At 61.3% G+C, this 23262-nt stretch carries 21 protein-coding genes; 9 read left to right on the top strand and 12 right to left on the bottom strand.

Annotated elements, in window-relative coordinates:
• Nucleotides 1-12 precede the first annotated feature (12 nt).
• Together A6U87_RS27700 and ffh are read right to left on the bottom strand one after the other, a co-directional pair.
• Nucleotides 13-333: a chorismate mutase gene (locus A6U87_RS27700; RefSeq protein ID WP_016556656.1), complete on the bottom strand. Its 321-nt coding sequence runs from the start codon at nt 331-333 to the stop codon at nt 13-15.
• A gap of 16 nt (nt 334-349) precedes the next feature.
• Nucleotides 350-1918 (bottom strand): signal recognition particle protein, encoded by a 1569-nt coding sequence (gene ffh / locus A6U87_RS27695; RefSeq protein WP_065694529.1) that lies wholly within the window; start codon nt 1916-1918, stop codon nt 350-352.
• Nucleotides 1919-2223: 305 nt separating this feature from the next.
• Here ffh and A6U87_RS27690 point away from each other — a divergent pair, with 305 nt between their 5' ends.
• On the top strand, nt 2224-3228 hold the full coding sequence (locus A6U87_RS27690) for an MBL fold metallo-hydrolase (RefSeq protein ID WP_065694528.1): 1005 nt from the start codon (nt 2224-2226) through the stop codon (nt 3226-3228).
• A 3-nt stretch (nt 3229-3231) separates the two neighbouring features.
• Here A6U87_RS27690 and A6U87_RS27685 read toward each other — a convergent pair whose 3' ends face one another.
• Nucleotides 3232-5190: an elongation factor G gene (locus A6U87_RS27685; protein WP_065694527.1), complete on the bottom strand. Its 1959-nt coding sequence runs from the start codon at nt 5188-5190 to the stop codon at nt 3232-3234.
• A 181-nt stretch (nt 5191-5371) separates the two neighbouring features.
• Between A6U87_RS27685 and dapF the strand changes: the two genes are divergently transcribed.
• The 5 genes from dapF (at nt 5372) to A6U87_RS27660 (ending at nt 10586) form a co-directional block, all read left to right on the top strand.
• Complete coding sequence (gene dapF, locus A6U87_RS27680; RefSeq protein ID WP_065694526.1) at nt 5372-6283, top strand: diaminopimelate epimerase; 912 nt, start codon at nt 5372-5374, stop codon at nt 6281-6283.
• Nucleotides 6280-7554, top strand: coding sequence for a tRNA (N(6)-L-threonylcarbamoyladenosine(37)-C(2))-methylthiotransferase MtaB (gene mtaB, locus A6U87_RS27675; protein ID WP_065694525.1), 1275 nt, complete (start codon nt 6280-6282; stop codon nt 7552-7554). Before dapF ends, mtaB begins: the two co-directional genes overlap by 4 nt.
• Nucleotides 7555-7569: 15 nt before the next feature.
• Entirely contained in the window at nt 7570-9255 is a 1686-nt protein-coding gene (gene ftsY, locus A6U87_RS27670) for a signal recognition particle-docking protein FtsY (protein ID WP_065694524.1), read from the top strand.
• Nucleotides 9256-9351: 96 nt separating this feature from the next.
• Nucleotides 9352-9996, top strand: a complete 645-nt coding sequence (locus A6U87_RS27665) for a septation protein A (RefSeq protein WP_065694523.1) — start codon at nt 9352-9354, stop codon at nt 9994-9996.
• Entirely contained in the window at nt 9993-10586 is a 594-nt protein-coding gene (locus A6U87_RS27660) for a DUF2585 domain-containing protein (protein WP_065694522.1), read from the top strand. Before A6U87_RS27665 ends, A6U87_RS27660 begins: the two co-directional genes overlap by 4 nt.
• Nucleotides 10587-10630: 44 nt before the next feature.
• On the opposite strand, the gene A6U87_RS27655 is transcribed toward A6U87_RS27660, so the two are convergent.
• The 5 genes from A6U87_RS27655 to ccmA all read right to left on the bottom strand — a co-directional run bounded on the left by A6U87_RS27655 (nt 10631) and on the right by ccmA (nt 13754).
• A complete protein-coding gene (locus A6U87_RS27655; RefSeq protein WP_065694521.1) occupies nt 10631-11236 on the bottom strand; it encodes a DsbE family thiol:disulfide interchange protein in 606 nt (201 codons plus the stop codon).
• Complete coding sequence (gene ccmD, locus A6U87_RS27650; RefSeq protein ID WP_065694520.1) at nt 11233-11400, bottom strand: heme exporter protein CcmD; 168 nt, start codon at nt 11398-11400, stop codon at nt 11233-11235. Before ccmD ends, A6U87_RS27655 begins: the two co-directional genes overlap by 4 nt.
• 5 nt (nt 11401-11405) lie before the next feature.
• The gene (locus A6U87_RS27645; protein ID WP_065694519.1) at nt 11406-12167 is read right to left on the bottom strand and encodes a heme ABC transporter permease; all 762 of its coding nucleotides are present in this window, start codon (nt 12165-12167) and stop codon (nt 11406-11408) included.
• A gap of 47 nt (nt 12168-12214) precedes the next feature.
• A complete protein-coding gene (gene ccmB, locus A6U87_RS27640) occupies nt 12215-12874 on the bottom strand; it encodes a heme exporter protein CcmB (protein ID WP_065694518.1) in 660 nt (219 codons plus the stop codon).
• A 205-nt stretch (nt 12875-13079) separates the two neighbouring features.
• Nucleotides 13080-13754: a heme ABC exporter ATP-binding protein CcmA gene (gene ccmA, locus A6U87_RS27635; RefSeq protein WP_065694517.1), complete on the bottom strand. Its 675-nt coding sequence runs from the start codon at nt 13752-13754 to the stop codon at nt 13080-13082.
• A 229-nt stretch (nt 13755-13983) separates the two neighbouring features.
• Here ccmA and acnA point away from each other — a divergent pair, with 229 nt between their 5' ends.
• The 3 genes from acnA to A6U87_RS27620 all read left to right on the top strand — a co-directional run bounded on the left by acnA (nt 13984) and on the right by A6U87_RS27620 (nt 18403).
• Nucleotides 13984-16674: an aconitate hydratase AcnA gene (gene acnA, locus A6U87_RS27630; protein ID WP_065694516.1), complete on the top strand. Its 2691-nt coding sequence runs from the start codon at nt 13984-13986 to the stop codon at nt 16672-16674.
• Nucleotides 16675-16913: 239 nt separating this feature from the next.
• Nucleotides 16914-17651 carry a thioredoxin family protein gene (locus A6U87_RS27625; protein ID WP_065694515.1) on the top strand — a complete coding sequence of 246 codons (738 nt, stop codon included), beginning with the start codon at nt 16914-16916 and terminating at the stop codon, nt 17649-17651.
• 353 nt (nt 17652-18004) lie between these two features.
• Entirely contained in the window at nt 18005-18403 is a 399-nt protein-coding gene (locus A6U87_RS27620; RefSeq protein ID WP_065694514.1) for a DUF2794 domain-containing protein, read from the top strand.
• A gap of 6 nt (nt 18404-18409) precedes the next feature.
• On the opposite strand, the gene A6U87_RS27615 is transcribed toward A6U87_RS27620, so the two are convergent.
• The 4 genes from A6U87_RS27615 to A6U87_RS27600 form a co-directional block, all read right to left on the bottom strand.
• On the bottom strand, nt 18410-18967 hold the full coding sequence (locus A6U87_RS27615) for a GNAT family N-acetyltransferase (RefSeq protein ID WP_065694513.1): 558 nt from the start codon (nt 18965-18967) through the stop codon (nt 18410-18412).
• A gap of 105 nt (nt 18968-19072) precedes the next feature.
• Nucleotides 19073-19801, bottom strand: coding sequence for a Bax inhibitor-1/YccA family protein (locus A6U87_RS27610; protein WP_065694512.1), 729 nt, complete (start codon nt 19799-19801; stop codon nt 19073-19075).
• 181 nt (nt 19802-19982) lie between these two features.
• The gene (locus A6U87_RS27605) at nt 19983-22526 is read right to left on the bottom strand and encodes an ABC transporter permease (RefSeq protein WP_065694511.1); all 2544 of its coding nucleotides are present in this window, start codon (nt 22524-22526) and stop codon (nt 19983-19985) included.
• Entirely contained in the window at nt 22523-23230 is a 708-nt protein-coding gene (locus A6U87_RS27600; RefSeq protein WP_065694510.1) for an ABC transporter ATP-binding protein, read from the bottom strand. Before A6U87_RS27600 ends, A6U87_RS27605 begins: the two co-directional genes overlap by 4 nt.
• Nucleotides 23231-23262: the final 32 nt, after the last annotated feature.

Here is a 23262-nt window from a genome sequence, read left to right as displayed (position 1 = left end):
GGGCGGTATGGTTCATTTTGCTGCGGCGCCGTTTTCGGCGTGATCTGCAGCGATCTGCTCATGATGCCGGATGACTTCCTTGATGATGAAGTTCAGGAACTTCTCGGCGAAATCCGGATCCAGATTGGCATCCTTCGCCAGATGGCGGAGGCGTTCGATCTGGTATTCTTCGCGCGCCGGATCGGCCGGCGGCAACTTATACTTGGCCTTGAGAACGCCGACCTCTTTGGTGCAGCGGAACCGTTCGGCCAGGATATGGACCAGCGCCGCGTCGATGTTGTCGATCGACTGGCGATAGTTCGAAAGCTGGGCTTTGATTTCAGGATCAATCATTGTCTACGCGACCCCTTCACTTCTTCTTGGGCAGGCCGGGAAGGCCCGGGAAACCACCGCCGAGACCCGGCAGCTTGGCGCCGCCCAGACCTGGCAAACCGCCCGCGCCGAGACCGGGCAGCCCGCCGCCCGGCTTTCCAAGACCGGCTGCTTCAGCCTGCTTCTGGAGCGCTTCGAGCTGCTTCGGGTCGATATTCGAAAGATCAGGCATCCCACCGCCGAGGCCGCCAAGGCCCATCTTGCCGGCAAGGCCGCCCATCATCTGCTTCATCAGGCCGCCCTTGCCCTTGCCGCCCATCATCTTCATCATGTCCGCCATCTGACGGTGCATCTTCAGAAGCTTGTTGATCTCGGCGGCATCGGTACCGGAACCGGCGGCGATGCGCTTCTTGCGCGAATGCTTGAGCATATCAGGGTTGGCGCGCTCGGCCTTGGTCATCGAACCGATGATCGCGAGTTGGCGGCCGAACAGACTGTCGTTGAGGCCAGCCGAAGCCATCTTGTCCTTCATGCCCGCCATGCCGGGCATCATGCTCATGATGCCGCCCATGCCGCCCATCTTCTGCATCTGGCGCAGCTGGTCGGCGAGATCGTTCAGGTCGAACTTGCCCTTGGCCATCTTGGCGGCCATGGCGGCCGCCTTTTCGGCGTCGATGTTTTCTGCGGCGCGCTCGACGAGCGAAACGATGTCGCCCATGCCGAGAATACGGTCAGCGATACGGCGAGGGTGGAACTCTTCGAGTTCGCCCATGCGCTCGCCGACACCGATGAGCTTGATCGGCTTGCCGGTAACCGCGCGCATCGAAAGTGCGGCACCGCCACGGCCATCGCCGTCCATGCGGGTCAGCACCAGGCCGGTGATACCGACGCGTTCGTCGAAGTTGCGCGCCAGGTTGACGGCGTCCTGACCGGTCAAGCTATCGGCGACCAGCAGGATTTCATGCGGGTTCGACTTCTTCTTGATGTCGGCCATTTCGACCATCAAGGGCTCGTCGATATGGGTGCGGCCTGCGGTGTCGAGAATGACCACGTCATGGCCGCCAAGCTTCGCTGCCTGAACGGCGCGCGCGGCGATATCGGTCGGCGACTGGCCGGCGATGACAGGCAGCGTGTCGACATTGGTCTGCACGCCGAGCTGGCGCAGCTGCTCCTGGGCGGCCGGGCGTCGCGTATCGAGCGACGCCATCAGCACCTTCTTTTTCTCGCGGTCGGTGAGCCGCTTGGCGATTTTCGCCGAGGTCGTCGTCTTGCCCGAGCCCTGCAGACCGACCATCATGATGACGACGGGGGCGGCCGCATGCAGATCGACACCGACGCCTTCGCCGCCGAGCATCTCGATCAGCTCGTCATGGACGATCTTGACGACCATCTGGCCCGGTTTGATCGACTTCAGGATCTCGGCGCCGACGGCCTTTTCGCGCACGCGGTCGGTGAAGGCGCGCACCACGTCGAGCGCCACGTCGGCCTCCAGAAGCGCACGGCGAACCTCGCGCAGCGCTGCGGAAACATCGGCTTCCGAAAGCGCGCCACGGCCTGTCAGTCCATTCAGAATGGATCCAAGACGGTCCTGGAGGTTCTCAAACATCGGCTCTTCCTTGTGATTTCCGCGATGACGGAAACCTTGTGCTTTTCCTTGACGAAAACAAGACGCATAGCCAAAAAGCACCCGAGGGCGCATCGCGCTGTCGGGTGTGGACCTCCGGGATCGATTTATACCTTTGCGGGTCCCGGTCGGTGGCTCGAGTCTTGAAGCTCGTCGCAGATTGAGCGGCGGTAAACAGGAAAAAGCGCCGGGAGTCAAGCAAAAGCCGAGAAAAGACGGTGTTTCGGTCTTTCAAAACCGCGCGCCCGATCCCAGATCAGCATCCCCTACAACGGAAACGTTCCCGGATGCCCACGGCCAAACGACGCAATCCTTACTATCAGGGACCTGTCTCCGATCACTTCGACGGTACGCACTTCTTTAATCCCGGCGGCATCGAGCCTCTCGGTTTTCGCGATCTGATGCGATGGCAGTTCGGCGGCGGGCGCGATCGCTGGCCGAAGTCGGTTCCGAGCCCGTTCGTGGAGACAAAGCCGGATTTGCGTGTCGGCGGTGACGATCTGAGGGTGACTATGATCGGCCACGCCACGCTGCTGGTTCAGGTCGCAGGGCTTAATATCCTGACGGATCCGGTTTGGTCGGACCGTGCCAGCCCCCTGGCATTCGCCGGGCCGAAGCGTGTCGTGCCGCCGGGCATCGCGTTCGAGGACCTGCCGCCAATCGATCTCGTGCTCGTTTCGCATAACCACTACGATCATCTCGATGTAGCGACGCTCCGGCGACTGCAGGCGAAACACCGGCCGCAGGTCGTCACCCCCCTCGGCAACGATACGATCATTCGCCGCGCGGTGCCGGACATGCAGGTAACCGCAATGGATTGGGGCGACCAAATCCCGTTTGCCGGAATCGGCATCAATGCCGAGCCGGCACATCACTGGTCGGCGCGCGGCACGAGGGATCGCCGCATGGCGCTCTGGGCGGCTTTCGTGCTGTCGACGTCGGCGGGTCGAATCTACCACGTGGGAGATACAGGCTTCCACGGTGGCGCCAATTACAGGACGGCACAACAAAAGTATGGTGAATTTCGTCTCGCCATTCTCCCGTTCGGTGCATATGAGCCGCGCTGGTTCATGCGCGGACAGCATCAAAACCCGAAAGAGGCGGTCATGGGAATGCGGCTGGCGAACGCAGCGCATGTGGCCGGCCATCATTTTGGGACGTTCCAGCTGACCGACGAAGCGATCGATGCACCGGTCAAGGCGCTGCAGGCCGCGATGAGCGAACACAATGTTGCGCCCGATCGTTTTCGGCCGCTCAGGGCCGGCGAAGTATTCAATGTGCCGCCGGCATGATCGTCAGTGCGCGTGCGCTCCCGAGCCGTGAGTATTGATGATGACATCGGCCTCCTTGCCGTAAAGCTCTTCGAAATGGTCGAAGGTCTTGGAGAAATGGCCGATCCCTTGCGTCGCGGAGCGGAGCGAGCGGGCCAGTTCATCCAGCGCGGCGCCCGGAATGAGTGCTCGAAATATATCCCAGCCCTTGGCGTTCTCGTCTCGATCGAAGCCGAGCACCTGCCCCTTGAGCGAGGAGACGAGCGCGATCAGGCCGCCCGAAAAGATCGACGGAATGTGGATCTCCACGCGCACGACCGGCTGCATCAAAACAGCGGACGCTTGTGAAAGGGCCTGCTTGACACCCATCTTCGCCGCTGCGCGGAAGGCGAAATCGGAACTGTCCACGGAATGGTATTGGCCGTCGGTGAGTGTCACGTCGACATCGACAACCTGAAAGCCGAGAGGGCCCTTCTCCATCGCCTCGCGCGCCCCGGCCTCCACCGCCGGTATGTAATTGCGCGGGACGGTGCCGCCTTTCACGTTCTCGCCGAAGGTAAAGCCGTGTCCACGCTCGTTCGGCTGGACACTCAGCTGTACGTCGGCGAATTGTCCCGCTCCACCTGTCTGCTTTCGATGCCGATAGTGGACGTCGGACGGCTTCGAGATGGTTTCCCGATAGACTGGGTTCGGTGCGCGATCCGACACTTCGACCTTGAAGACCTCGGACAGAGTCTTGCGGAGGTCGCGCAGATGGACCGGTCCCTGCGCGCAGATCAGCGCCGCGCCGGTCCCTTCTTCCTGCATCACCTTGAGGCCGCGATCGGTTTCCGCCAGCTTCGTGAGTGTCGCCGAGAGCTTGGTTTCGTCACGTTCATTACCTGGAATGAGAATTCTTTCCAGCATTGGTGTGGGCGGCGTGGTCCAGTCCGGCGCTTCTATAATTGCGGCCTGCGTAAAGAGAGCGGGTGCGGGCAGATGATCCGATTTCAGCGCGCCGAAGATACCACCGACCGGCACGTTTCCAGCGATCGGTTTACCGCTTCCGGCCTCCTGTAAGGGGCCGAGATTGCCGCCGCCGAGCGAAGCGCCCTGCTTAACGCCGTCCGTCAACGCGCGTGCCAGCACGGTCTTGCCGACATTGGCCTTGTAGTATGCATGAAAGCTCACGGCGGCAAGGGACGCGTCCTTGGGCGACGCGCTCGCGGCGAGCCTGGCTTGGAGAGCTGCGACCGGAGGCGATTCGTGACGCAGGGCCTTCATCAGGCGCTTGATGCCGTTGCTATGCGATGCCGCGCCGAACAAGACCGGAATGACTCTGTTTTCCTTGAGAATGCGGGCGGAGATCGTAAACAGCGTGTCACTCGCGGGGGCGCGATCCTCAACCAACTCTTCCAGCAACCAGTCGTCGAACTCGGAAAGCTGTTCCAGCATTTCGGTGCGGGCTTCGTGCTCACGCTCGAAAACATCCTTGGGCAATTCGATCAGGGCCGATGGCTGTCCTTCGCGGTAGCGCCAGGCTCTCTCCGAAATTAGGTCGCAGCTGCCGACAACGGTATCGCCTTCGCGGATCGGAACCTGTCGCAACACCAGCGGATGATTGGAATAGGTCTGGAGCGCGGCAATGACATCGCGCAACCGGCCCCGTGGTTCATCCATCCGATTGATGAAGATCAGGCAGGGCGTGCCGGAGGCTTCGATCGCGCGCAGATAGGGGGCGGCAAGAACGGCATCATCGGGTGTTGGCGAGATGCAAAGAATACAAGCATCGCTCACCAGCAGAGAATCCTGCGCGAGAGCCAGAGCCTCGTTCGCTCCGGGGGTGTCGATCGCGCACCACGTTTCGTTCTTGAACTCGAACTCGGTGAGGCTCGATCCGTAGGGTGAGACTGATTTTCTGGGTGTCCCCTCGAGCGAGGCAAGCTTTGCGACAAGCGTCGTCTTTCCCGTCTGTGACGGTCCAAGTACCGTGAAGCAGCGCATCGGCAATCCTCCCATGGCCAAAAGCACGCATCCGCAGCCACAGAATGCCTCGAAGTCAGTAAAAGCGCCAGATAGTTGCGATCATTCTTAAATATGAGGCCGGCGCTCAGGCCCATGACCCACTGGTAATTCCCCCGCATTTCCGCCATATACAGCCCAAACACACATGGAAAAGAAACCAATGAGCGCAACGGTCGAATTCGCGAAGATGAACGGGCTTGGCAACAAGATCCTAGTCGTCGATATGCGCGGACGCACGGACAAGGTGACGCCCGAGGCGGCGATTGCGCTCAATGCGGCTGAAGATACGCAGTTCGACCAGATCATGGCGATCCATGATCCGAAGGCCGAAGGCACCGATGCCTGGATCGATATCCTCAACTGCGACGGCACCAAGGCGCAGGCATGTGGCAACGGCACGCGCTGCGTCGTGCAGGCGCTGGCCGCCGAGACCGGCAAGAAGGTCTTCACCTTCCAGACTGTCGCCGGCATCCTGAATGCCGTCGAGCACGAGGACGGGACAATCTCGGTCGACATGGGCAGGCCGGTGTTCCAGTGGGACCAGATCCCACTGTCGGAAGAGTTTTTCGATACCAGCCGCATCGAGTTGCAGATTGGGCCGATCGACAACCCGGTGTTGCATTCTCCATCGGCCATGTCGATGGGCAATCCGCATGCGATCTTCTGGGTCGACAAGGATCCGATGAGCTTCGATCTGGAGCGCTTCGGACCGCTGCTCGAAAATCACCCGATGTTTCCTGAGAAGGCCAACATCACGCTGGCGCAGGTCACCTCGGACTCAAGCCTGCGCACCCGCACCTGGGAGCGCGGCGCCGGGTTGACGCTTGCCTGCGGTTCGGCTGCCTGCGCCGCCGGGGTCTCCGCCGCACGCACCGGCCGCACCGGGCGCAAGGTCACGATCGACGTCGCTTCCGCGCCAAGCCGGCAGCCGCTTGTCATCGAATGGCGGCAGGACGACCATGTCGTCATGACGGGTCCTGCCGAATGGGAATGGTCCGGCACCGTCGATCCCGTGACCGGCGCGTGGCAGCGCGATGAGGCGGTCGAGGCTCCGGGGGCGGAAGCCAAGTGAGCGGGGTCGAGGTCATCACCTTCGGCTGTCGTCTCAATACCTACGAATCCGAAGTGATGCGGGCCGAGGCGGAAAAAGCCGGGCTCAACAATGCCATCCTTGTCAATACATGCGCCGTTACCGGCGAGGCTGTCCGTCAGGCTCGGCAGGCGATCCGCCGTGCGCGGCGCGACAATCCTCATGCTCGCATCATCGTCACCGGCTGCGCCGCGCAGACCGAGAAGGAAACCTTCGCCGGCATGGCGGAGGTTGATGCGGTGCTCGGCAACGAAGAGAAGCTTAAGAGCGCCAACTATCGCGCGCTGCCGGATTTCGGCGTCTCGGCCGAAGAGAAGCTGCGCGTCAACGATATCATGAGCGTCAAGGCCACCGCGCCGCAGATGGTCAAGCACATCGACGGTCACGTGCGTGCCTTCATCCAGGTCCAAAACGGCTGCGACCATCGCTGCACCTTCTGCATTATCCCCTATGGCCGCGGCAATTCGCGCTCGGTGCCGATGGGCGCCGTCGTCGATCAGGCGCGCAAGCTTGTAGAGAGCGGCTATCGCGAGATCGTGCTGACGGGTGTGGACGCCACCAGCTACGGCACCGACCTGCCGGGCGAGCCGACGCTCGGGTTGCTGGCGAAGACGCTGTTGAAGCAGGTGCCCGATATTCGTCGTCTTCGGCTTTCATCGATCGATAGCATCGAGGCGGACAAGCATCTGCTGGATCTGATCGCCCAGGAAGCGCGGTTCATGCCGCATCTTCACCTGTCCCTGCAGCACGGCGACGACATGATCCTTAAGCGGATGAAGCGGCGGCATTCCAGCGCCGATGCGCTCAATTTCGTCAACGAGGTCCGCAGGCTCCGGCCGGAGATCTCGATCGGCGCCGACATGATCGCCGGGTTCCCGACCGAGACGGAAGAGATGTTCGGCAATGCCGTGAGGCTCGCCGAGGACGCGCGGATCGCGCATCTGCACGTCTTCCCCTACAGCCCGCGACCGGGAACGCCGGCGGCACGGATGCCGCAGCTCGACCGGCGGCTCATCAAGGAGCGGGCGGCACGGCTGCGCGCCACTGGACATATGCTGCATCAGTCCCATCTCGATCGCATGGTCGGCACGCGGCAATGGCTGCTGGTGGAAAACAACGGACTGGCGCATACGGAAAACTTCACGCTTGTCGCAGCGCCGGGGCTGAGCCCCCGCGCGCTGGTCGAGGTCGATATCGTCGGCCACAACGGCAAGCATCTCGACATGCAACTGACGGCCGCCGACGCGGCCTGACCTGACGGAATTCTCATGGCGTTCAGCTTCATCAAAAAGGTCTTCACCTTCGGCCCCGACAAATCGGCGGAAGAGAAGGCGCCGGACGCGGTCGAGACGAAAACCGCGGCGGTTGCGGTCGAGCCGGTCGCGGAAGTGTCGGCGGCTGCCGATGTGATGGCATCGGCGCCTCCCACGCCCATCGACGACCTGCCTGTCGCCGCTGATCCGGTGCTGCCGGAGGAGATGGACACGGCAGGCGGGCCATCAGCCGATAGCGAGGATGCGGGCGAAGACGACGTTTCCGAGGATCTGCCGACCGAGCTTGCGGTGAGCGATGTTGGCCTGGTGCCGCTGGAATGGCTGGGGGCCGAGGCGGAGGTGGAACCTGTTGCGCCGGTGGATACCCCCCCTGGCTTGCCGGCCATCCCCGCCACAGGTGGGGGGACGGACCTGGAGCTCGACCTTAGCCAGCCAGTCGATGATGGCGAGGACGCAAGGGAACCGGACGGGCCAACCGATGCCCCGCAGGCGGAAACTGGTCTTGCGTCTGACGAGGCGCTTCGCGCGTTTGATGAGCCCAACGCTGACCTTGCCAAGCATGAAGCCGATGGTGCCGAACAAGACGCCGCCACGAGTCTCCCCCCACCTGTGGGGGGGATGCCCGGCAGGGAAGGGGGGGAGGCCACCGCCGCCGCCGCCGCCGAACCAGCCTCCGTCGATGCTCCCATCCTCCCCAAGGGCTTCGCAACCGGCCCGGCTCCCGAACCCGTCGCCATCGTGCCGCCCGCCAAGCTCTCCTGGTTCCAGCGCCTGCGTGCCGGGCTTGCCCGTACCTCCTCGCAGCTGACCGGCCAGATCTCGGCGCTGTTCACCAAGCGCAAGCTTGATGATGACACGCTGCAGGATCTTGAGGACCTGCTGATCCAGGCAGATCTCGGAGTTGAAACCGCCATGCGCGTCACCGATACGCTGGCGTCCGAGCGCTACGGCAAGGATGTGTCGGGCGAGGATGTGAGCCGTATCATGGCGAGCGAGATCGCCAAGGTGTTGAAGCCTGTGGCCAAGCCTCTGCAGCTCGATCTCAGCCACAAGCCGCATGTCATCCTCGTCGTCGGCGTCAACGGCACCGGCAAGACGACGACAATTGGCAAGCTGGCCGCAAAGCTTTCCGGCGCCGGGCTGAAGGTCATGGTCGCTGCCGGCGACACGTTCCGTGCGGCGGCGATCGAACAGCTGAAGATCTGGGCTGAGCGCACCAAGTCGGAATTCATCGGCACCAAGCTCGGCGCTGATGCCGCGGGCCTTGCCTATGACGCCTTCGAGCAGGCGAAGGCAAAGAAATGCGACGTGCTGATCATCGATACCGCCGGGCGCTTGCAGAACAAGGCGGAGCTAATGGCCGAGCTGGAAAAGATCGTGCGCGTGCTCGGCAAGCTCGATCCGGATGCGCCGCATACCGTGCTGCAGACGCTTGACGCCACCACGGGACAGAACGCGCTGAACCAGGTCGAGATCTTCCGCAACGTCGCCGGCGTCAACGGCCTGATCATGACCAAGCTCGACGGCACGGCACGCGGCGGCATTCTTGTCGCCATCTCGGCCAAGCACAAACTGCCTGTCTATTTCATCGGCGTCGGCGAGGGCGTGGACGATCTGGAGCCGTTCGAGGCCGAGGATTTCGCCCATGCGATCGCGGGCCTCGGGGATGCGCGCGCCTGATCGGGCCGGAGCCATTGCCGTATAAGGCTATTGATGCCACACATATGCCCGCAACGGCGCGCAAGCGTCTGCGACGAAGAACGGATTTGAGATAGAATGACGACCGAAAGCGATATCACCCCTTCGGCTGCCGACAAGCATCATCCGATGCTGAAGCTGGCGCTGGAACTCGGGCCCCTGCTCATCTTCTTCTTCGCCAATCTGCGTGGGCCATGGCTGGTCGAGAAATTCCCTGTTCTGGCGACCCTTGGTGGTCCGCTGTTTGTCGCCACCGCGCTGTTCATGGCGGCGACGGTGATTTCGCTGGTGATCTCGAAGATCGTGCTGCGCCATCTGCCGATCATGCCCTTCGTCTCGGGCATCGTCGTGCTGGTGTTCGGCTCTCTGTCGATCTATCTGCAGGATGAGACCTTCATCAAGATGAAGCCGACCATCATCAATGCGCTATTCGGTTTCACGCTGCTCGGTGGGCTGCTGTTCGGCAAGTCGTTGCTCGGCTATGTCTTCAACGCCGCGTTCCAGCTCGATGCCGACGGTTGGCGCAAGCTTACTATCCGTTGGGGTGTCTTCTTCCTGTTTCTTGCCGTGCTCAACGAGGTCGTGTGGCGCAATTTCTCCGATGATGCCTGGGTGGCCTTCAAAGTCTGGGGAACGATGCCGATTACCATCATCTTCACGCTTGCGCAGATGCCGCTGATCATGAAGCATACGCTGGCGCCGGAGGGAGAGACGGAGAAGTGACAGCACTGGATACGGCTGAGAGAGCAAAGCATCAGAGCTTCTGGTTCGTCGCATGCCTTGCGGTTCTGCTGATCCAGATCATCGCTGAATACATGATGGGCCGGACGCCGATCTGCACCTGCGGCTATATCAAGCTGTGGGAAGGAACGGTGAATTCCAGCGGCAATTCGCAGCATATCTCCGACTGGTACACGCCGTCGCACATCATCCACGGCTTCATCTTCTACGGCATCACGCATCTTCTTCTGCGCGGCAAGCCGATCGCGGCGCGACTGCTGCTGGCGCTGGTCATCGAGTCCGGCTGGGAGCTGCTGGAGAACTCGCCGATCATCATCGACCGCTACCGCACAGCAACGATCTCGCTCGATTATTACGGCGACAGCATTCTGAATTCGGCGATGGACACGGTGTTCATGGTGCTTGGCTTCTTCTTCGCCTCCCGGGCGCCGGTGGCGCTGACGGTGGCGATCGCTATCTTCTTCGAGATATTCACCGGCTACATGATCCGGGACAACCTGACGCTCAACGTGCTGATGCTGGTCTGGCCGCTGGAGGCGGTGAAGACGTGGCAGAGCGCGGTCGGAGTTTAGGCTAGACGCACATCCCGGCCACGCCTTCGCGTGGAACAAGCGTCTTACGAGGCCGGCTTGCCCAACGCCTTCTCGATAGCAGGAAACAGCCCTTCCTTCAGGCTGATGTCGTCAAACGGGCCCACGCGCTTGTAGAGGATCGTTCCGTCCGGTCCGACCAGATAGCTTTCCGGGATGCCATAGACGCCCCAGTCGATTGCGGCCTGTCCCTTGGGATCGATGCCGATCGCCTTGTAGGGATTGCCGAGTTCGCCGAGGAAACGCAGCGCGTTGTCGTTCTTGTCCTTGTAATTGATGGCAACGATATTGAGTCGGCTATCACCGGCCAGCTTCTTGAGGATCGGATGTTCCTCGCGACAAGGGATGCACCAGGAAGCAAAGACGTTGACCAGCGTCAGCTTGCCCTTGATGCTGGCGTCTGTCAGCGCCGGCAGATTGGCGCCTTCAAGCGGCGGCAGATCCAGTGACGGAGCCTTGGTTCCGAGGAGCGCCGACGGGATCTCGGAAATGTCTTTGCCGTGTACGTCCTGGTCGTAGAGCATCTTCCCCGCGATGGCAGCGATGCCGCCAAAGACGATGAGAGGGATCAGGGCGAAGGCATAGCGCCCGAAGCCGCGCTTGCGCGGCGTGGCGTCAGGAGTGTCAGTCATTTCGTATCCTTGGCGCGTGCCGAACGGCGACGGATTCCCGATGCCTCGAGCGCTGTCAGTTCCCGGCAGCGCGCGCGGCCGTCGAGCCAGGTCCAGAGCGTCACGGCGATGCTGATCGCGGCGGCGAAGGCATAGGAGCTGTAGACATAGAATGCGTGCGTCATCGGCCTTATGCCTCGCGGCTTGCAAGGCGAGCGGCAAGCCGGCGCTGCGCCGCGATGCGGCGGCGCCAGATCTCGTTGCGGATAGCCATGACATGCAGCGTCAGGAACAGCATGGTGAAGGCGACCGCCATGACGAGCAGCGGGCGCAGGAATTCCGGGTCGATCGCCGGACCGTCGAGGCGCAGGACGCTCGCCGACTGGTGCAGCGTGTTCCACCAGTCGACCGAGAACTTGATGATCGGGATGTTGACGAAGCCGACGAGGATCAGCACGGCGCTGACGCGGGCGGCCTTCGACGGATCGTCCATGGCGCGGTTGAGCGCGATCAGGCCGAGATACATCAGGAAGAGGATGAAGACGGAGGTGAGCCTTGCATCCCAGACCCACCACGTGCCCCACATCGGCTTACCCCAGAGCGAACCGGTGACGAGTGCGATCAGCGTGAAGGCGGCGCCGAGTGGGGCTGCAGCCTTGGCGGAAACGTCGGCTAGCGGATGGCGCCAGACGAGCGTGCCGATCGCCGAGATGCTCATGATCGTGTAACCCATCATCGACAGCCAGGCGGCCGGCACGTGGATATACATGATGCGGACCGTTTCGCCCTGCTGGTAGTCGCCCTCGGTCGTGAAGCTGAGATACAGCCCCACGATAAAACAGAGGGCCGTAATGCCAGCCATCCACGGAATGAGGCGGGCAGCGAGCGCCAGGAACCGCGTCGGGTTGGCAAGATCGCTGAATTTGGTGATGGCCAGGCTGCTTTCGGTCATGCCGTCTCCTTAGCGCGATCTGCCGTTTGCCGCAATCGAGCGAGCAATCAATCCGATGTGTTGCGCAGCGCAAGGGCGGCCGCCGCAGGGCCGATGACAGCAAAGAACAGCGTCAGCGCGATCAGGATCAGGAAGGGCGGCAGGAAGGGCGAGGGTCCTTCGACAGCCGCGTAAGTAGCGCTGACGCCGAAGATCAGCACCGGGATCGTCAGCGGCAGCACCAGGATCGAGACCAGAAGCCCGCCACGAGGCAAGGCGACCGCGACTGCGGCGCCGACAGCGCCAATGAAGGTGATGGCCGGCGTCCCGACCAGCAGCGTCAACATGGTGGCGCCGATCGCGGTCTCGCTCATGTTCATGAACAGGCCGAGCAGCGGCGAGGCGATGACCAGCGGCAGGCTGGTGGCGATCCAGTGGGCTAGGCACTTGATCAATACCGTCAGCACCAGGGGCGTCTCATGCATCAGCATCAGATCCAGCGCGCCGTCGTCGCGCTCCGCCTGAAACAACCGGTCAAGGCCGAGGAGTGCTGCGAGAAGTGCACCGATCCAGACGATCGCCGGCCCGATGCGCGACAGCAGGGCAAGGTCCGGCCCGACGCCGAAGGGGATGACCGCGACGACCGTGAGGAAGAACAACACGCCGATGAGCGCGCCGCCGCCGGCGCGAATGGAGAGCTTGATGTCACGCAGGAGAAGAGCGGTCATGTTGCAGGCTCTATGCTTGTCGAGAAAGACCCCTCCCCAACCCCTCCCCACGAGGAGGAGGGGCCTGGCTGGAGCGATGTCACAGGGCTGCAGGCGGCGTTGGCATCTGTTGAGAGGTTTCCATTGTGCGAGGTGGAGGCGGCGGTGGAGCCCCTCCCCCTCGTGGGGAGGGGTTGGGGAGGGGTGTTTCCCACAAACACGGTCATTATTCCCAAACTCCTGCATCTACTCCGGAAAACCCGGTCATCCGCAATTCCCGCGCATCCGTCAGCCCCAATGGTTGATGCGTCGCCGCAAGGACGATGCCGCCACCTTGCCGATGGGCGTCTATAAGGTCCGAAAACAGCCGATCGGCGCTGGTGTCCAGTGCGGCGGTCGGTTCATCGAGGATCCAGATCGGTCGGTAGGCGACGAGAAGCTTGGCGAAGCCGAAACGACGTTGCTGTCCGGCGGAGAGGTAGCCGAAGGGTAGGTGGGTGATGCCGGCAAGGCCAACCGCCTCGGCAGCCTCCTCGATTGACAGCGTCGCGGCGTCGTTGCCGCCAAGAAACTCGCGCCAGAAGCCGAGGTTTTCCGCGACTGTCAGTTCGCTTTTCATGGCGTTGCGGTGGCCAAGATAGTGGCTGACCTCGCCGACGTGGCTTTCCGCTTGCCCTTCCGAATCAGTCACCGTCACTGTGCCGGTCTCCGGTCGTAAGAGACCGGCTACGACACGTAGTAAAGTTGACTTTCCTGATCCATTTTTTCCTGTCAAAACCAGCGCTTCGCCTGATCTCAGGTGAAAGGACACACCCTCGAAAATCAGGTCTTCGCCCCGGCGCGCAGCGAGATTGGCGGCGGCAAGATCCGTGACTTTTGAGGGGTTTAATTTTTCAGTCATCGCAATGCAAAAAAATCCGAAATGGGTCACGCACTCTCTGGCACCTTTCTTAGAAATTATCTATAAGACCCGCAACCACGCCAGCGGTCGGCGTGAATTTCATCCTAGCGCCGAACATGAGGTCAAACTTCATGTGCGGACAGCGGAAATGGCCGTACCCGCATCCTGATGTGCATTACGTGCATAGGCGTCCGCACAATTGTGTTCGCTATCAGAAACGGGGTATCTCGTGTCTAAATCTCTTGACAGCTTCAATTGTCGTTCCACGCTCACCGTGGACGGTAAGGACTACGTGTATTTCAGCCTTCCCAAGGCTGAAGCGAATGGCCTGCCGGGCGTTTCGAAGCTTCCCTATTCGATGAAGGTTCTGCTCGAGAACCTGCTGCGCTTCGAAGACGGCCAGTCCGTCACCAAGGAACACATCCTCGGCGTTGCCGAATGGCTGAACAACAAGGGCACTGTCGAAAACGAAATCGCCTATCGCCCGGCGCGCGTTCTGATGCAGGACTTCACCGGCGTTCCCGCCGTCGTCGACCTGGCCGCGATGCGCGACGCGATGGTGTCGCTCGGTGGCGACCCCGAGAAGATCAATCCGCTGGTTCCCGTCGACCTCGTGATCGACCACTCCGTCATCGTTGACGAATTCGGCACGCCGCAGGCATTCGCCAAGAACGTCGAGCTGGAGTACCAGCGCAACGGCGAGCGCTACCGCTTCCTGAAGTGGGGCCAGCAGGCGTTCAAGAATTTCCGCGTCGTTCCTCCGGGCACCGGCATCTGTCACCAGGTCAACCTCGAATATCTCGGCCAGACCGTCTGGACGAAGGAAGAGGATGGCGAGACCATCGCTTATCCCGATACCTGCGTCGGCACCGACAGCCACACGACGATGATCAATGGTCTCGGCGTTCTCGGCTGGGGCGTCGGCGGGATCGAAGCGGAAGCGGCCATGCTCGGCCAGCCGGTCTCGATGCTCCTGCCTGAAGTTATCGGCTTCAAGCTCACCGGCAAGCTCAAGGAAGGCGTCACGGCGACCGACCTCGTGCTGATGGTCGTGCAGATGCTGCGCAAGAAGGGCGTTGTCTCCAAGTTCGTCGAATTCTTCGGCCCTGGCATGGACAACATGCCGCTCGCCGACCGCGCGACCATCGGCAACATGGGTCCGGAATACGGCGCGACCTGCGGCTTCTTCCCGGTTGACGGCGAAACCATCAACTACCTCAACATGTCGGGCCGCACCAAGGAACGCATTGCGCTGGTTGAAGCCTACTCCAAGGCTCAGGGCATGTGGCGCGAAGGCGACGGCTCCGACCTCGTCTTCACCGACACGCTGGAACTCGATCTCGGCGACGTCGTGCCCGCCATGGCCGGCCCGAAGCGTCCGGAAGGTCGCATCCCGCTCGAGAACATCGCGTCCGGTTTCGCCGGCTCGATGGATGCCGATTACAAGAAGCCCGGCCAGTTGTCGAACCGCTATGCGGTCGACGGCACCGACTTCGATCTCGGCCACGGCGACGTGGCGATCGCTGCCATCACCTCCTGCACCAACACCTCGAACCCGTCGGTTCTGATCGCCGCAGGCCTTCTCGCTCGCAACGCCGTTGCCAAGGGCCTGAAGACTAAGCCGTGGGTGAAGACCTCGCTGGCACCAGGATCTCAGGTCGTCGGTGAATATCTGGCGAAGTCCGGCCTGCAGGCCGATCTCGACAAGCTCGGCTTCAACCTCGTCGGCTTCGGCTGCACGACCTGCATCGGCAACTCCGGTCCGCTGCCGGCGCCGATCTCGAAGACGATCAACGACAAGGGCCTGATCGTTTCGGGCGTTCTGTCCGGTAACCGTAACTTCGAAGGTCGTATCTCGCCCGACGTTCAGGCGAACTACCTAGCCTCCCCGCCGCTCGTCGTCGCCTATGCGCTTGCCGGTACGGTCCAGAAGGACCTGACCAAGGAGCCGATCGGTGAAGACCAGAACGGCAACCCTGTCTACCTCAAGGACATCTGGCCGACCTCGCACGAAGTGCAGGAGTTCATCCAGAAGTACGTCACCCGCGAACTTTACGAAACGAAGTACGCAGACGTGTTCAAGGGCGACGAAAACTGGCAGGCCGTCAACGTGCCGGCCGGGCAGACCTACGCCTGGGACGACAAGTCGACCTACGTGCAGAACCCGCCTTACTTCGTGGGCATGGGCAAGACCGGCTCGGGCATTTCCGACATCAAGGGTGCGCGCGTTCTCGGCCTCTTCGGCGACAAGATCACCACCGACCACATTTCGCCGGCCGGTTCGATCAAGGCTGCGTCTCCGGCCGGTGCTTACCTGCTTGAGAACAATGTCGGCGTTGCTGACTTCAACCAGTACGGCACGCGTCGTGGCAACCATGAAGTGATGATGCGCGGCACCTTTGCCAACATCCGCATTCGCAACCACATGCTCGGCCCGAACGGCAAGGAAGGTGGCTACACCATCCATTACCCGTCGAAGGAAGAGGAATCGATCTACGACGCGGCCATGCAGTACAAGGCCGAAGGCGTTCCGCTCGTCATCTTCGCAGGTGTCGAATACGGCAACGGCTCGTCCCGTGACTGGGCGGCGAAGGGCACCAACCTGCTCGGCGTCAAGGCCGTGATCGCGCAGTCCTTCGAGCGTATCCACCGCTCGAACCTGGTCGGCATGGGTGTCATCCCCTTCGTCTTCGAAGAGGGAACGACTTGGGCAAGCCTCGGCCTGAAGGGCGACGAAATCGTCACCATCGAAGGTCTCGAGAACATCAAGCCACGCGAGAAGAAGATCGCCAAGATCACCTATGGCGACGGTTCCGTGAAGGAAGTGCCGCTCTTGTCGCGCGTCGATACGCTCGACGAGGTCATCTACCTCAACAACGGCGGCATCCTGCAGACGGTTCTTCGCGACCTCGCCGCCTGATTTTTAACTGCTATCAGTGATAATGGCCGCCGGAGAGAGATTTCCGGCGGCTTTTGCTTGCGCTGGCGGTATTGACCGCGCGGCTCACGACGATGTGTTTCGGCGTTGCTTGCAGGAGCCCCGTCTCACCCGTTCGTGACTTTTCGTTTGGATCGGGAGCGACTATCTCTACGTTCATAAATCGGAACCTGCAGTCATTTAGCTGGACTGTCGGGTGCTGAAGAAAAAGGTGCAGGTGAATGTCCGCGCGGTTTTTGATTTCGCTGATTGCAGGCGTGGCCCTTGCGGGTCCGCTTTTTGCGCAAGATGCGCCGAAAGGCGTTGTCGAGCTCTTTACCGCTCAGGGATGTTCATCCTGTCCGCCGGCTGATGCCGCTTTCCGCAAGCTGGTAGAGCGCGGCGACGTGATTGCCCTCGCCTATCACGTCGATTACTGGAATTACCTCGGCTGGGCCGATACCCTGAGTTCGAAGGAAAACACCGAACGTCAGTATGGCTACGCGCGCACGATGGGGCGCAGCAACGTCTATACGCCGCAGGTCGTGGTCAACGGTCGTGATCATGTGGCGGGCGCCGATCTCAACGGCATTACTAGCAAGCTCGATAGCTTTGTCACCGAAGGCAAAGGCCTGACGGTGCCTGTCAACGCTCGCATCAAAGATGACGAGCTGGAGATCAAAATCGGTGCCGGGCCAGGGAAAGCCAACGTCGTGATGGTCTATTTCGATCGCGAGAAGACGATCGATGTCGAAAAGGGCGAAAACAGCGGCCAGAAGATTGCCTATCTGAACAGCGTGACCGACGTTGAAACGGTCGGTATGTGGGATGGCAAGGAAACGAGCTTGACGCTACCCGCCAATGTCATGCAGAAGCCTGATCTTGAAGGTTGCGCGATTCTTCTACAGTCTTCTACCGTGGATGGAACGCCGTCGGCAATTCTTGGCGCGACGGTCATCATGGCTGGCAAGAACATCTGAAGAGTTTCACCTGCTTTGGCAGGTGGAAAACGGGGCGGCCCGGCTGATCGTATTCGGGGCTGGGGTTAAGGTCGATACGGTCAGCCGGGCCCTTTGGCGCGCTGGCGCCAAACTTTCACATTGCCTTCGAATCAGGTGAGGCGATGCGCAGTGTTGATTTTGCAGCGAATCTTGATGACCCGCAGCGCGTTGGGGGGAATTTCCCTTGCAAATGAGGCGCTGTTTTGACTGAATTACGGCGCTCGGGAGATTGCACAGAGTATGCTTAATGTGACCGGCCGGCCGCTTGCAATTTGTAAACGCTAAGGCAAACTGTCATTCTCCTGTCACAAGCGGAGGCCCTGGGAGACCTGATGACAGATCAGCCGGATTTGCGGCACGGCGAGAGCCGGACAGCCGACAGCAGTTCCCCAATCGTGGATCTCAAGGAATACAAGCAGAGCAAGGATCCGCTTCCGGTCACCTTTCATCGCCGCGAACTCGATGCGATCCTTTGGATCTACGGCCGGATGGTCGGTGAAGGCGAATGGCGGGACTATGCGATCGACCACCTGAAGGACCGCGCGGTCTTTTCGGTGTTCAAGCGTTCCGGCGAGATGCCGCTTTTCCGTATCGAGAAGAACCCGAAGCTGGCCGCAAAGCAGGGCGCGTTCTCGGTGGTCAACACGCACGGCGTCATTCTGAAGCGCGGACACGAGCTGCCGCAGGTTCTGAAGGTCTTCAACAAGACCCTCAAGCTCGTTGAGACGTGAGGGCGCTCACTCCCTGAAGAGACTGCCGGGGTAAGCATCCAGGTCAGGTTCTGATGCCGTGCCGTCGCCAAGGACGCGCTGCATGATCATCGTATCCAGCCAACGTCCGTGCTTGTAGCCTGTACCCTTGAGCAGGCCTGCTTCCTGGAAGCCCACCGCCTTGTGGAGCGTAATAGAGGCCGGGTGGGCGCCACCGATCACCGCGGTCATCTGGCGAAAACCAAGCGCTGCGCACCGCTTCACGATCTCCTCCAGAAGCATCTTGCCGATTCCGCGCCCACGCGCCTCAGGGGCCAGATAGATCGAATCCTCGACCATCCATCGATAGGCAGGGCGCGTGCGAAATGCCGATGCGTAGGCGTAGCCCAGCAAGCTGTCCGCCTCATCGACTGCTGCAATGTAGGGATAATGCTGACCGGTGATCGCCGAGAACCGTGCTGCCATCTCCGCCTCTGTCGGTGGAGCTATTTCGTAACTTGCGACGCCATTCAGCACGGCCTCGCTGTAGATGGCGGTCACAGCACCGAGATCGGAAGGTGATACGTCGCGGATGGAAACAGGCATTCGAACAGGCCGGCAATTGATGAAGACGAGACTTCAGATCATTCGCCGGAACGTCGCGCAACAAAAAAGGCGGCCGAAGCCGCCTTTTCCGATTGTTCATTCCTCTTACTTGCGGTTGCCCATGAACTGCAGGAGGAACATGAAGAGGTTGATGAAGTCGAGGTAGAGCGTCAGGGCGCCCATGATGGCCTTGCGGCCCGACACGGCTGCGTCGTCGGCTTCGTAGTACATTTCCTTGATGCGCTGAGTATCGTAGGCGGTCAGGCCTGCGAAGATCAGGACACCGATCACCGAGATCGCAAACTGCATGGCAGACGATGCCAGGAAGATGTTGACGATCGAGGCGATGATCAGGCCGAAAAGACCCATGATCAGGAACGAACCCATCGCCGACAGATCGCGCTTGGTCGAGTAGCCATAGATCGACAGCGCGCCGAAGGAGGCGGCCGTGACGAAGAAGGTCTGAACGACGCTCTGGCCCGTGTAGATCAGGAAGACCGACGAGAGCGACAATCCAACCAGCGCTGCATAGACCGCGAAGGTCGTCTGCGCGGCGGATACGCTCATGCTATTGATCCTAAAGCTCAGGAAGAACACCATTGCGAGCGGAGCAAAAATCACGATCCACTTCAGCGGGCTCGTGTAGATTGCTGCGCCGAAGGCGGTCAGCTGGCCATCGGAGACGGCGAACGTGAATGCGAAGTAGGCGGCCAAACCAGTGATCGCCAGACCGAGTGCCATCAGGTTGTAGACCTTGAGCATGTAGCTGCGCAGGCCCTGATCGATCATCTCGCCGGTTTGCACGCGGCTTTGGTAGTTACGAAGGTCAGCCATAGTTTCCTCTTACAAGCTCCGATGTGAACACGGTGTCGGGGTTGTCGACCCGGGCGCCGCTGCGGAGCTCCAGCATGCCTGCCCACAATATGAGCCCTTCGTCCTTCGCAAACAAGGGCCTTGCAACCCGCGATCGGGTTAAATCGCAGTAAGGTGAAGCGAATTTCTCTTCATCTTCAAGTCACAGCTCGCGCAAAACGGGTGCTGCCTTCTGGCCGAGGATGCGCCAGGTGCCAACCAGACCGATGCCGACGGTGAGGATCAGCGCGGTAATCAGTGTGACGCCGGCAACGCCGGGCAGGAAGTGCGACGGTATGTGCATGATGCGGGAGAGAATGTACCAGGCGGCGACACCGCCGGCGAGGAGCGCGAAAACCGCCGTCGCGGCGCCAAGCATCAGATATTCGTAGCAAAAGGCGCGGATCAGCATCCTTCGCGTCGCGCCAAGGGTTTTGAGCACGACGGCGTCGTGGGTGCGCGCACGGTTTCCAGCGGCGAGCGCTCCGGCGAGAACCAGCACCGAGGCGATCAGGGCCACCGATGCGGCGGCGCGGATGGCGGTCGCAAGCTGAGCGACCAGCGTGTTGATGATATCGATCGCGTCCTTCACGCGGACGCTGGTGATGGTCGGATAGGTATTGGTGACGGATTTAAGGATCGCCGCCTCCTCGGGCGCGGTCGCCGACGGGTCGGTCAGCGTCGCGAGCCAGGCGTGCGGAGCACCCCGGAAGGTATTCGGCGAGAAGACCATAACGAAATTGATCGACAGGGATTCCCACTCGACCTTGCGCAGGTTGGCTATCCGCGCGGTGATGTTGCGGCCAAGCACGTTGACCGTCACCGTGTCGCCGATCTTCAGGCCCAGTTCCTTGGCTTCCTCGTTTGAGAAGGATACCAGCGGCTCACCGGTATAGTCTTTCGGCCACCAGGTGCCTTCCGTCAGAGAGGCGTTCTCCGGCAGGGTTTCCGCATAGGTGATGCCGCGATCGCCGCGCAGGACCCATTGCCCCGCGGGCGGGACTTTCCGTTTGGCGACGTCTTCGCCATTGAACGCAAGGATGCGACCGCGCAGCATCGGGACTTCGACAAGTTTCCCCTCCGGGGCCGTGGTTTTGACCAGATTTCGGAAATTCTCGACTTCGGAGCCCTGGATGTCGACGAAGAAGAAGTTGGGTGCGCCATCGGCCATGCGCCCGGTCAATTGCCGGCGCATGTTGCTATCGATCAGTGTAAGCGTGACGAGCAGGGCGAGTCCCAGGCCGAGCGAAAGCACGACCGATGGCGTCAATGCACCGGGCCGATGAATGTTGCCGATTGCCAGCCGAAGGGCAGGCGAATTCACGCGGGGGCTCCGACGCGCCAGCCATGCGATGCCGGCGGCCACCAGGCGCAGCACCACGAAGGCGAACGCGATGGCGCCGATAAAGACAACGGCGATGAAGCGATCATACGCTGTTACGATCGCCAGACCGGCAAGAGCCGCAAGGAACGCAGCAGCCAGCAGGATGTAAGGCCACGACGGGAGTTTGCGGGCCTCGAAACCCTGCTCGCGGAAAAGGGCCGTTGCCGGAACCTCGCGGGCGTGTCCGAGCGGCATGATTGCAAAGGCAAGCGTGGTCAGGATGCCAAACAGGACCGCCAGCGAGAGAGCCACGGGATAGAGCGTCGGTTCGGTCGAAACCGGGAGAAACCGCGCCAGGAACTGCGCCGCCAACATCGGGGCCAGTGCCCCGACCACCAAGCCGGCGACGATGCCTGCGAGCGCGATCAGGCCGATCTGAAAAAGATAGATCAGAACAACGGTGGACGCCGGGGCGCCAAGGCATTTGAACGTTGCGATCGTGGTCCGCTTGGAATCCAGGAAGGCGCGCACCGCATTCGCGACGCCTACGCCGCCGACGATCAGTGCGGTCAGGCCAACCAGCGTCAGGAACTGCGAAAATCGCTCGACATTATCGGTCAGCGACGGCGCGGCCCGGTCGCTGGTTCGGATCGACCAGCCGGCAGAGGGGAATTCCTTGGTGGCTTTGTCGGTAATCGTCGGCGTGTCGCTCGGGTTGTCCAGGCGTATCTTATAGACATTCTCGACAAGGCTTCCCGTCTGGATAAGGCCCGAGGCTTTCAACGCCTCCCGACTGACGAGCAGTCGTGGCGCGAAGCCGAAGCCTTCCGAAATGGAGTCCGGTTCGGTCTTCACTGTTCCGGTGATGTTGAGAATGACGTTGCCAAGCAGGATTTCATCCCCGACGGAGAGGCCGAGGCGTTCCAGCAGCAAAGGCGCGGCGACGGCGCCGTAGGTGCCGCTTTGGTCGGCAAGAAGCCGAGGGAGCGAATAGTTAGGCTCGGATTCGAAGGTGCCATAGAGCGGGTAGGCACCGTCTACAGCCTTGACCTCGACGAGGGCCTGGTCGCTGCCGTCGGGCTTGCGTGCCATGGATCGCAGCCCCGATGATATGGAAACTTTTCCAAGGCCCTGCAGGAATCCTATTTCCTGCTCTGTCGCTTCTCGGTTATTGAGCTCGAAACGTACGTCGGCGGCCAACAACTCCTGGCCACGCGTCGAGATCGTGTCGGTGATGGACTGCGAGACGGAGTTGACGGCGGCGATCGCCGCGGTCCCCAGCGCGATGCAGGCAAGGAAGATGTAAAAGCCTTTAAGGCCCCCGCGTAGCTCGCGGAGCGCCAGCCGGAAGGCGAGGGAAGCACGCGGAGTGACAAGCCTCATGCAATTGCCGCCTCGTTGCGCACGGCGGCGTCGTCGCCTTCGATCTGACCGGAGCGCACGCGTATCTGGCGCATGCAGCGCCGCGCAAGGGAGGCATCGTGTGTGACCAGCAACAAGGTCATTCCTCGCTCGGTCTGCTTTGAAAACAGCAGGTCTGCGATCTGGCGACCGGTATCGGCATCCAGATTGCCGGTCGGCTCGTCGGCGATCAGGAGAGCTGGCGAGGGTGCGAGTGCCCGGGCGATCGCAACGCGTTGCTGCTCGCCACCCGACAACTGGCCAGGATAATGGTTCAGACGATCCCCGAGGCCGACGGCTTTCAGTTCGCGGCGGGCAATCTCGAAGGGATTTTGAACATTGGCGAGTTCGAGGGGGACCGCGACATTTTCAAGCGCGGTCATGTTGGCGATCAGGTGAAACGACTGAAAGACGATGCCGATGTTTCGGCCGCGAAAATCGGCGACCTGATCCTCGCTCAGCGCGTGTAGCGGCGTGTCGCTGATATTGATCTCGCCGCTGTCGAGCCGTTCCAGCCCGGCCAAGACCATCAGCAAGGTCGATTTGCCGGAACCGGAAGGCCCTACGATGCCGACGGATTCGCCAGCCTGGATTGTCAGGTCGATGCCCTTCAGCACATGGACCGAGGCTGCTGCGCTGCCAAGCGTCAAATCGGCACGCTTCAGCTCGATGATGGTTTTTGCCAACGTTTATTGCCCTATATAGATGCCGATCGTCC

Origin of the sequence: Rhizobium sp. AC44/96, from assembly GCF_001692185.1 — a bacterium.
Classification (GTDB): Bacteria; Pseudomonadota; Alphaproteobacteria; order Rhizobiales; family Rhizobiaceae; genus Rhizobium.
The sequence above is the reverse complement of the archived record's forward strand: the minus strand, read 5'-3'. Positions and strand labels throughout refer to the sequence as shown.

Coding starts and splice junctions, on each gene's coding strand:
- A6U87_RS27665 (WP_065694523.1), top strand. CDS start 9,352: ATGACGACCGAAAGCGATATCACCCCTTCGGCTGCCGACAAGCATCAT.
- ffh (WP_065694529.1), bottom strand. CDS start 1,918: ATGTTTGAGAACCTCCAGGACCGTCTTGGATCCATTCTGAATGGACTG.
- ccmA (WP_065694517.1), bottom strand. CDS start 13,754: ATGACTGAAAAATTAAACCCCTCAAAAGTCACGGATCTTGCCGCCGCC.
- A6U87_RS27685 (WP_065694527.1), bottom strand. CDS start 5,190: ATGCGCTGCTTCACGGTACTTGGACCGTCACAGACGGGAAAGACGACG.
- dapF (WP_065694526.1), top strand. CDS start 5,372: ATGAGCGCAACGGTCGAATTCGCGAAGATGAACGGGCTTGGCAACAAG.
- ccmD (WP_065694520.1), bottom strand. CDS start 11,400: ATGACGCACGCATTCTATGTCTACAGCTCCTATGCCTTCGCCGCCGCG.
- A6U87_RS27690 (WP_065694528.1), top strand. CDS start 2,224: ATGCCCACGGCCAAACGACGCAATCCTTACTATCAGGGACCTGTCTCC.
- ftsY (WP_065694524.1), top strand. CDS start 7,570: ATGGCGTTCAGCTTCATCAAAAAGGTCTTCACCTTCGGCCCCGACAAA.
- A6U87_RS27625 (WP_065694515.1), top strand. CDS start 16,914: ATGTCCGCGCGGTTTTTGATTTCGCTGATTGCAGGCGTGGCCCTTGCG.
- A6U87_RS27645 (WP_065694519.1), bottom strand. CDS start 12,167: ATGACCGAAAGCAGCCTGGCCATCACCAAATTCAGCGATCTTGCCAAC.
- A6U87_RS27700 (WP_016556656.1), bottom strand. CDS start 333: ATGATTGATCCTGAAATCAAAGCCCAGCTTTCGAACTATCGCCAGTCG.
- A6U87_RS27655 (WP_065694521.1), bottom strand. CDS start 11,236: ATGACTGACACTCCTGACGCCACGCCGCGCAAGCGCGGCTTCGGGCGC.
- A6U87_RS27615 (WP_065694513.1), bottom strand. CDS start 18,967: ATGCCTGTTTCCATCCGCGACGTATCACCTTCCGATCTCGGTGCTGTG.
- A6U87_RS27610 (WP_065694512.1), bottom strand. CDS start 19,801: ATGGCTGACCTTCGTAACTACCAAAGCCGCGTGCAAACCGGCGAGATG.
- A6U87_RS27605 (WP_065694511.1), bottom strand. CDS start 22,526: ATGAGGCTTGTCACTCCGCGTGCTTCCCTCGCCTTCCGGCTGGCGCTC.
- ccmB (WP_065694518.1), bottom strand. CDS start 12,874: ATGACCGCTCTTCTCCTGCGTGACATCAAGCTCTCCATTCGCGCCGGC.
- A6U87_RS27620 (WP_065694514.1), top strand. CDS start 18,005: ATGACAGATCAGCCGGATTTGCGGCACGGCGAGAGCCGGACAGCCGAC.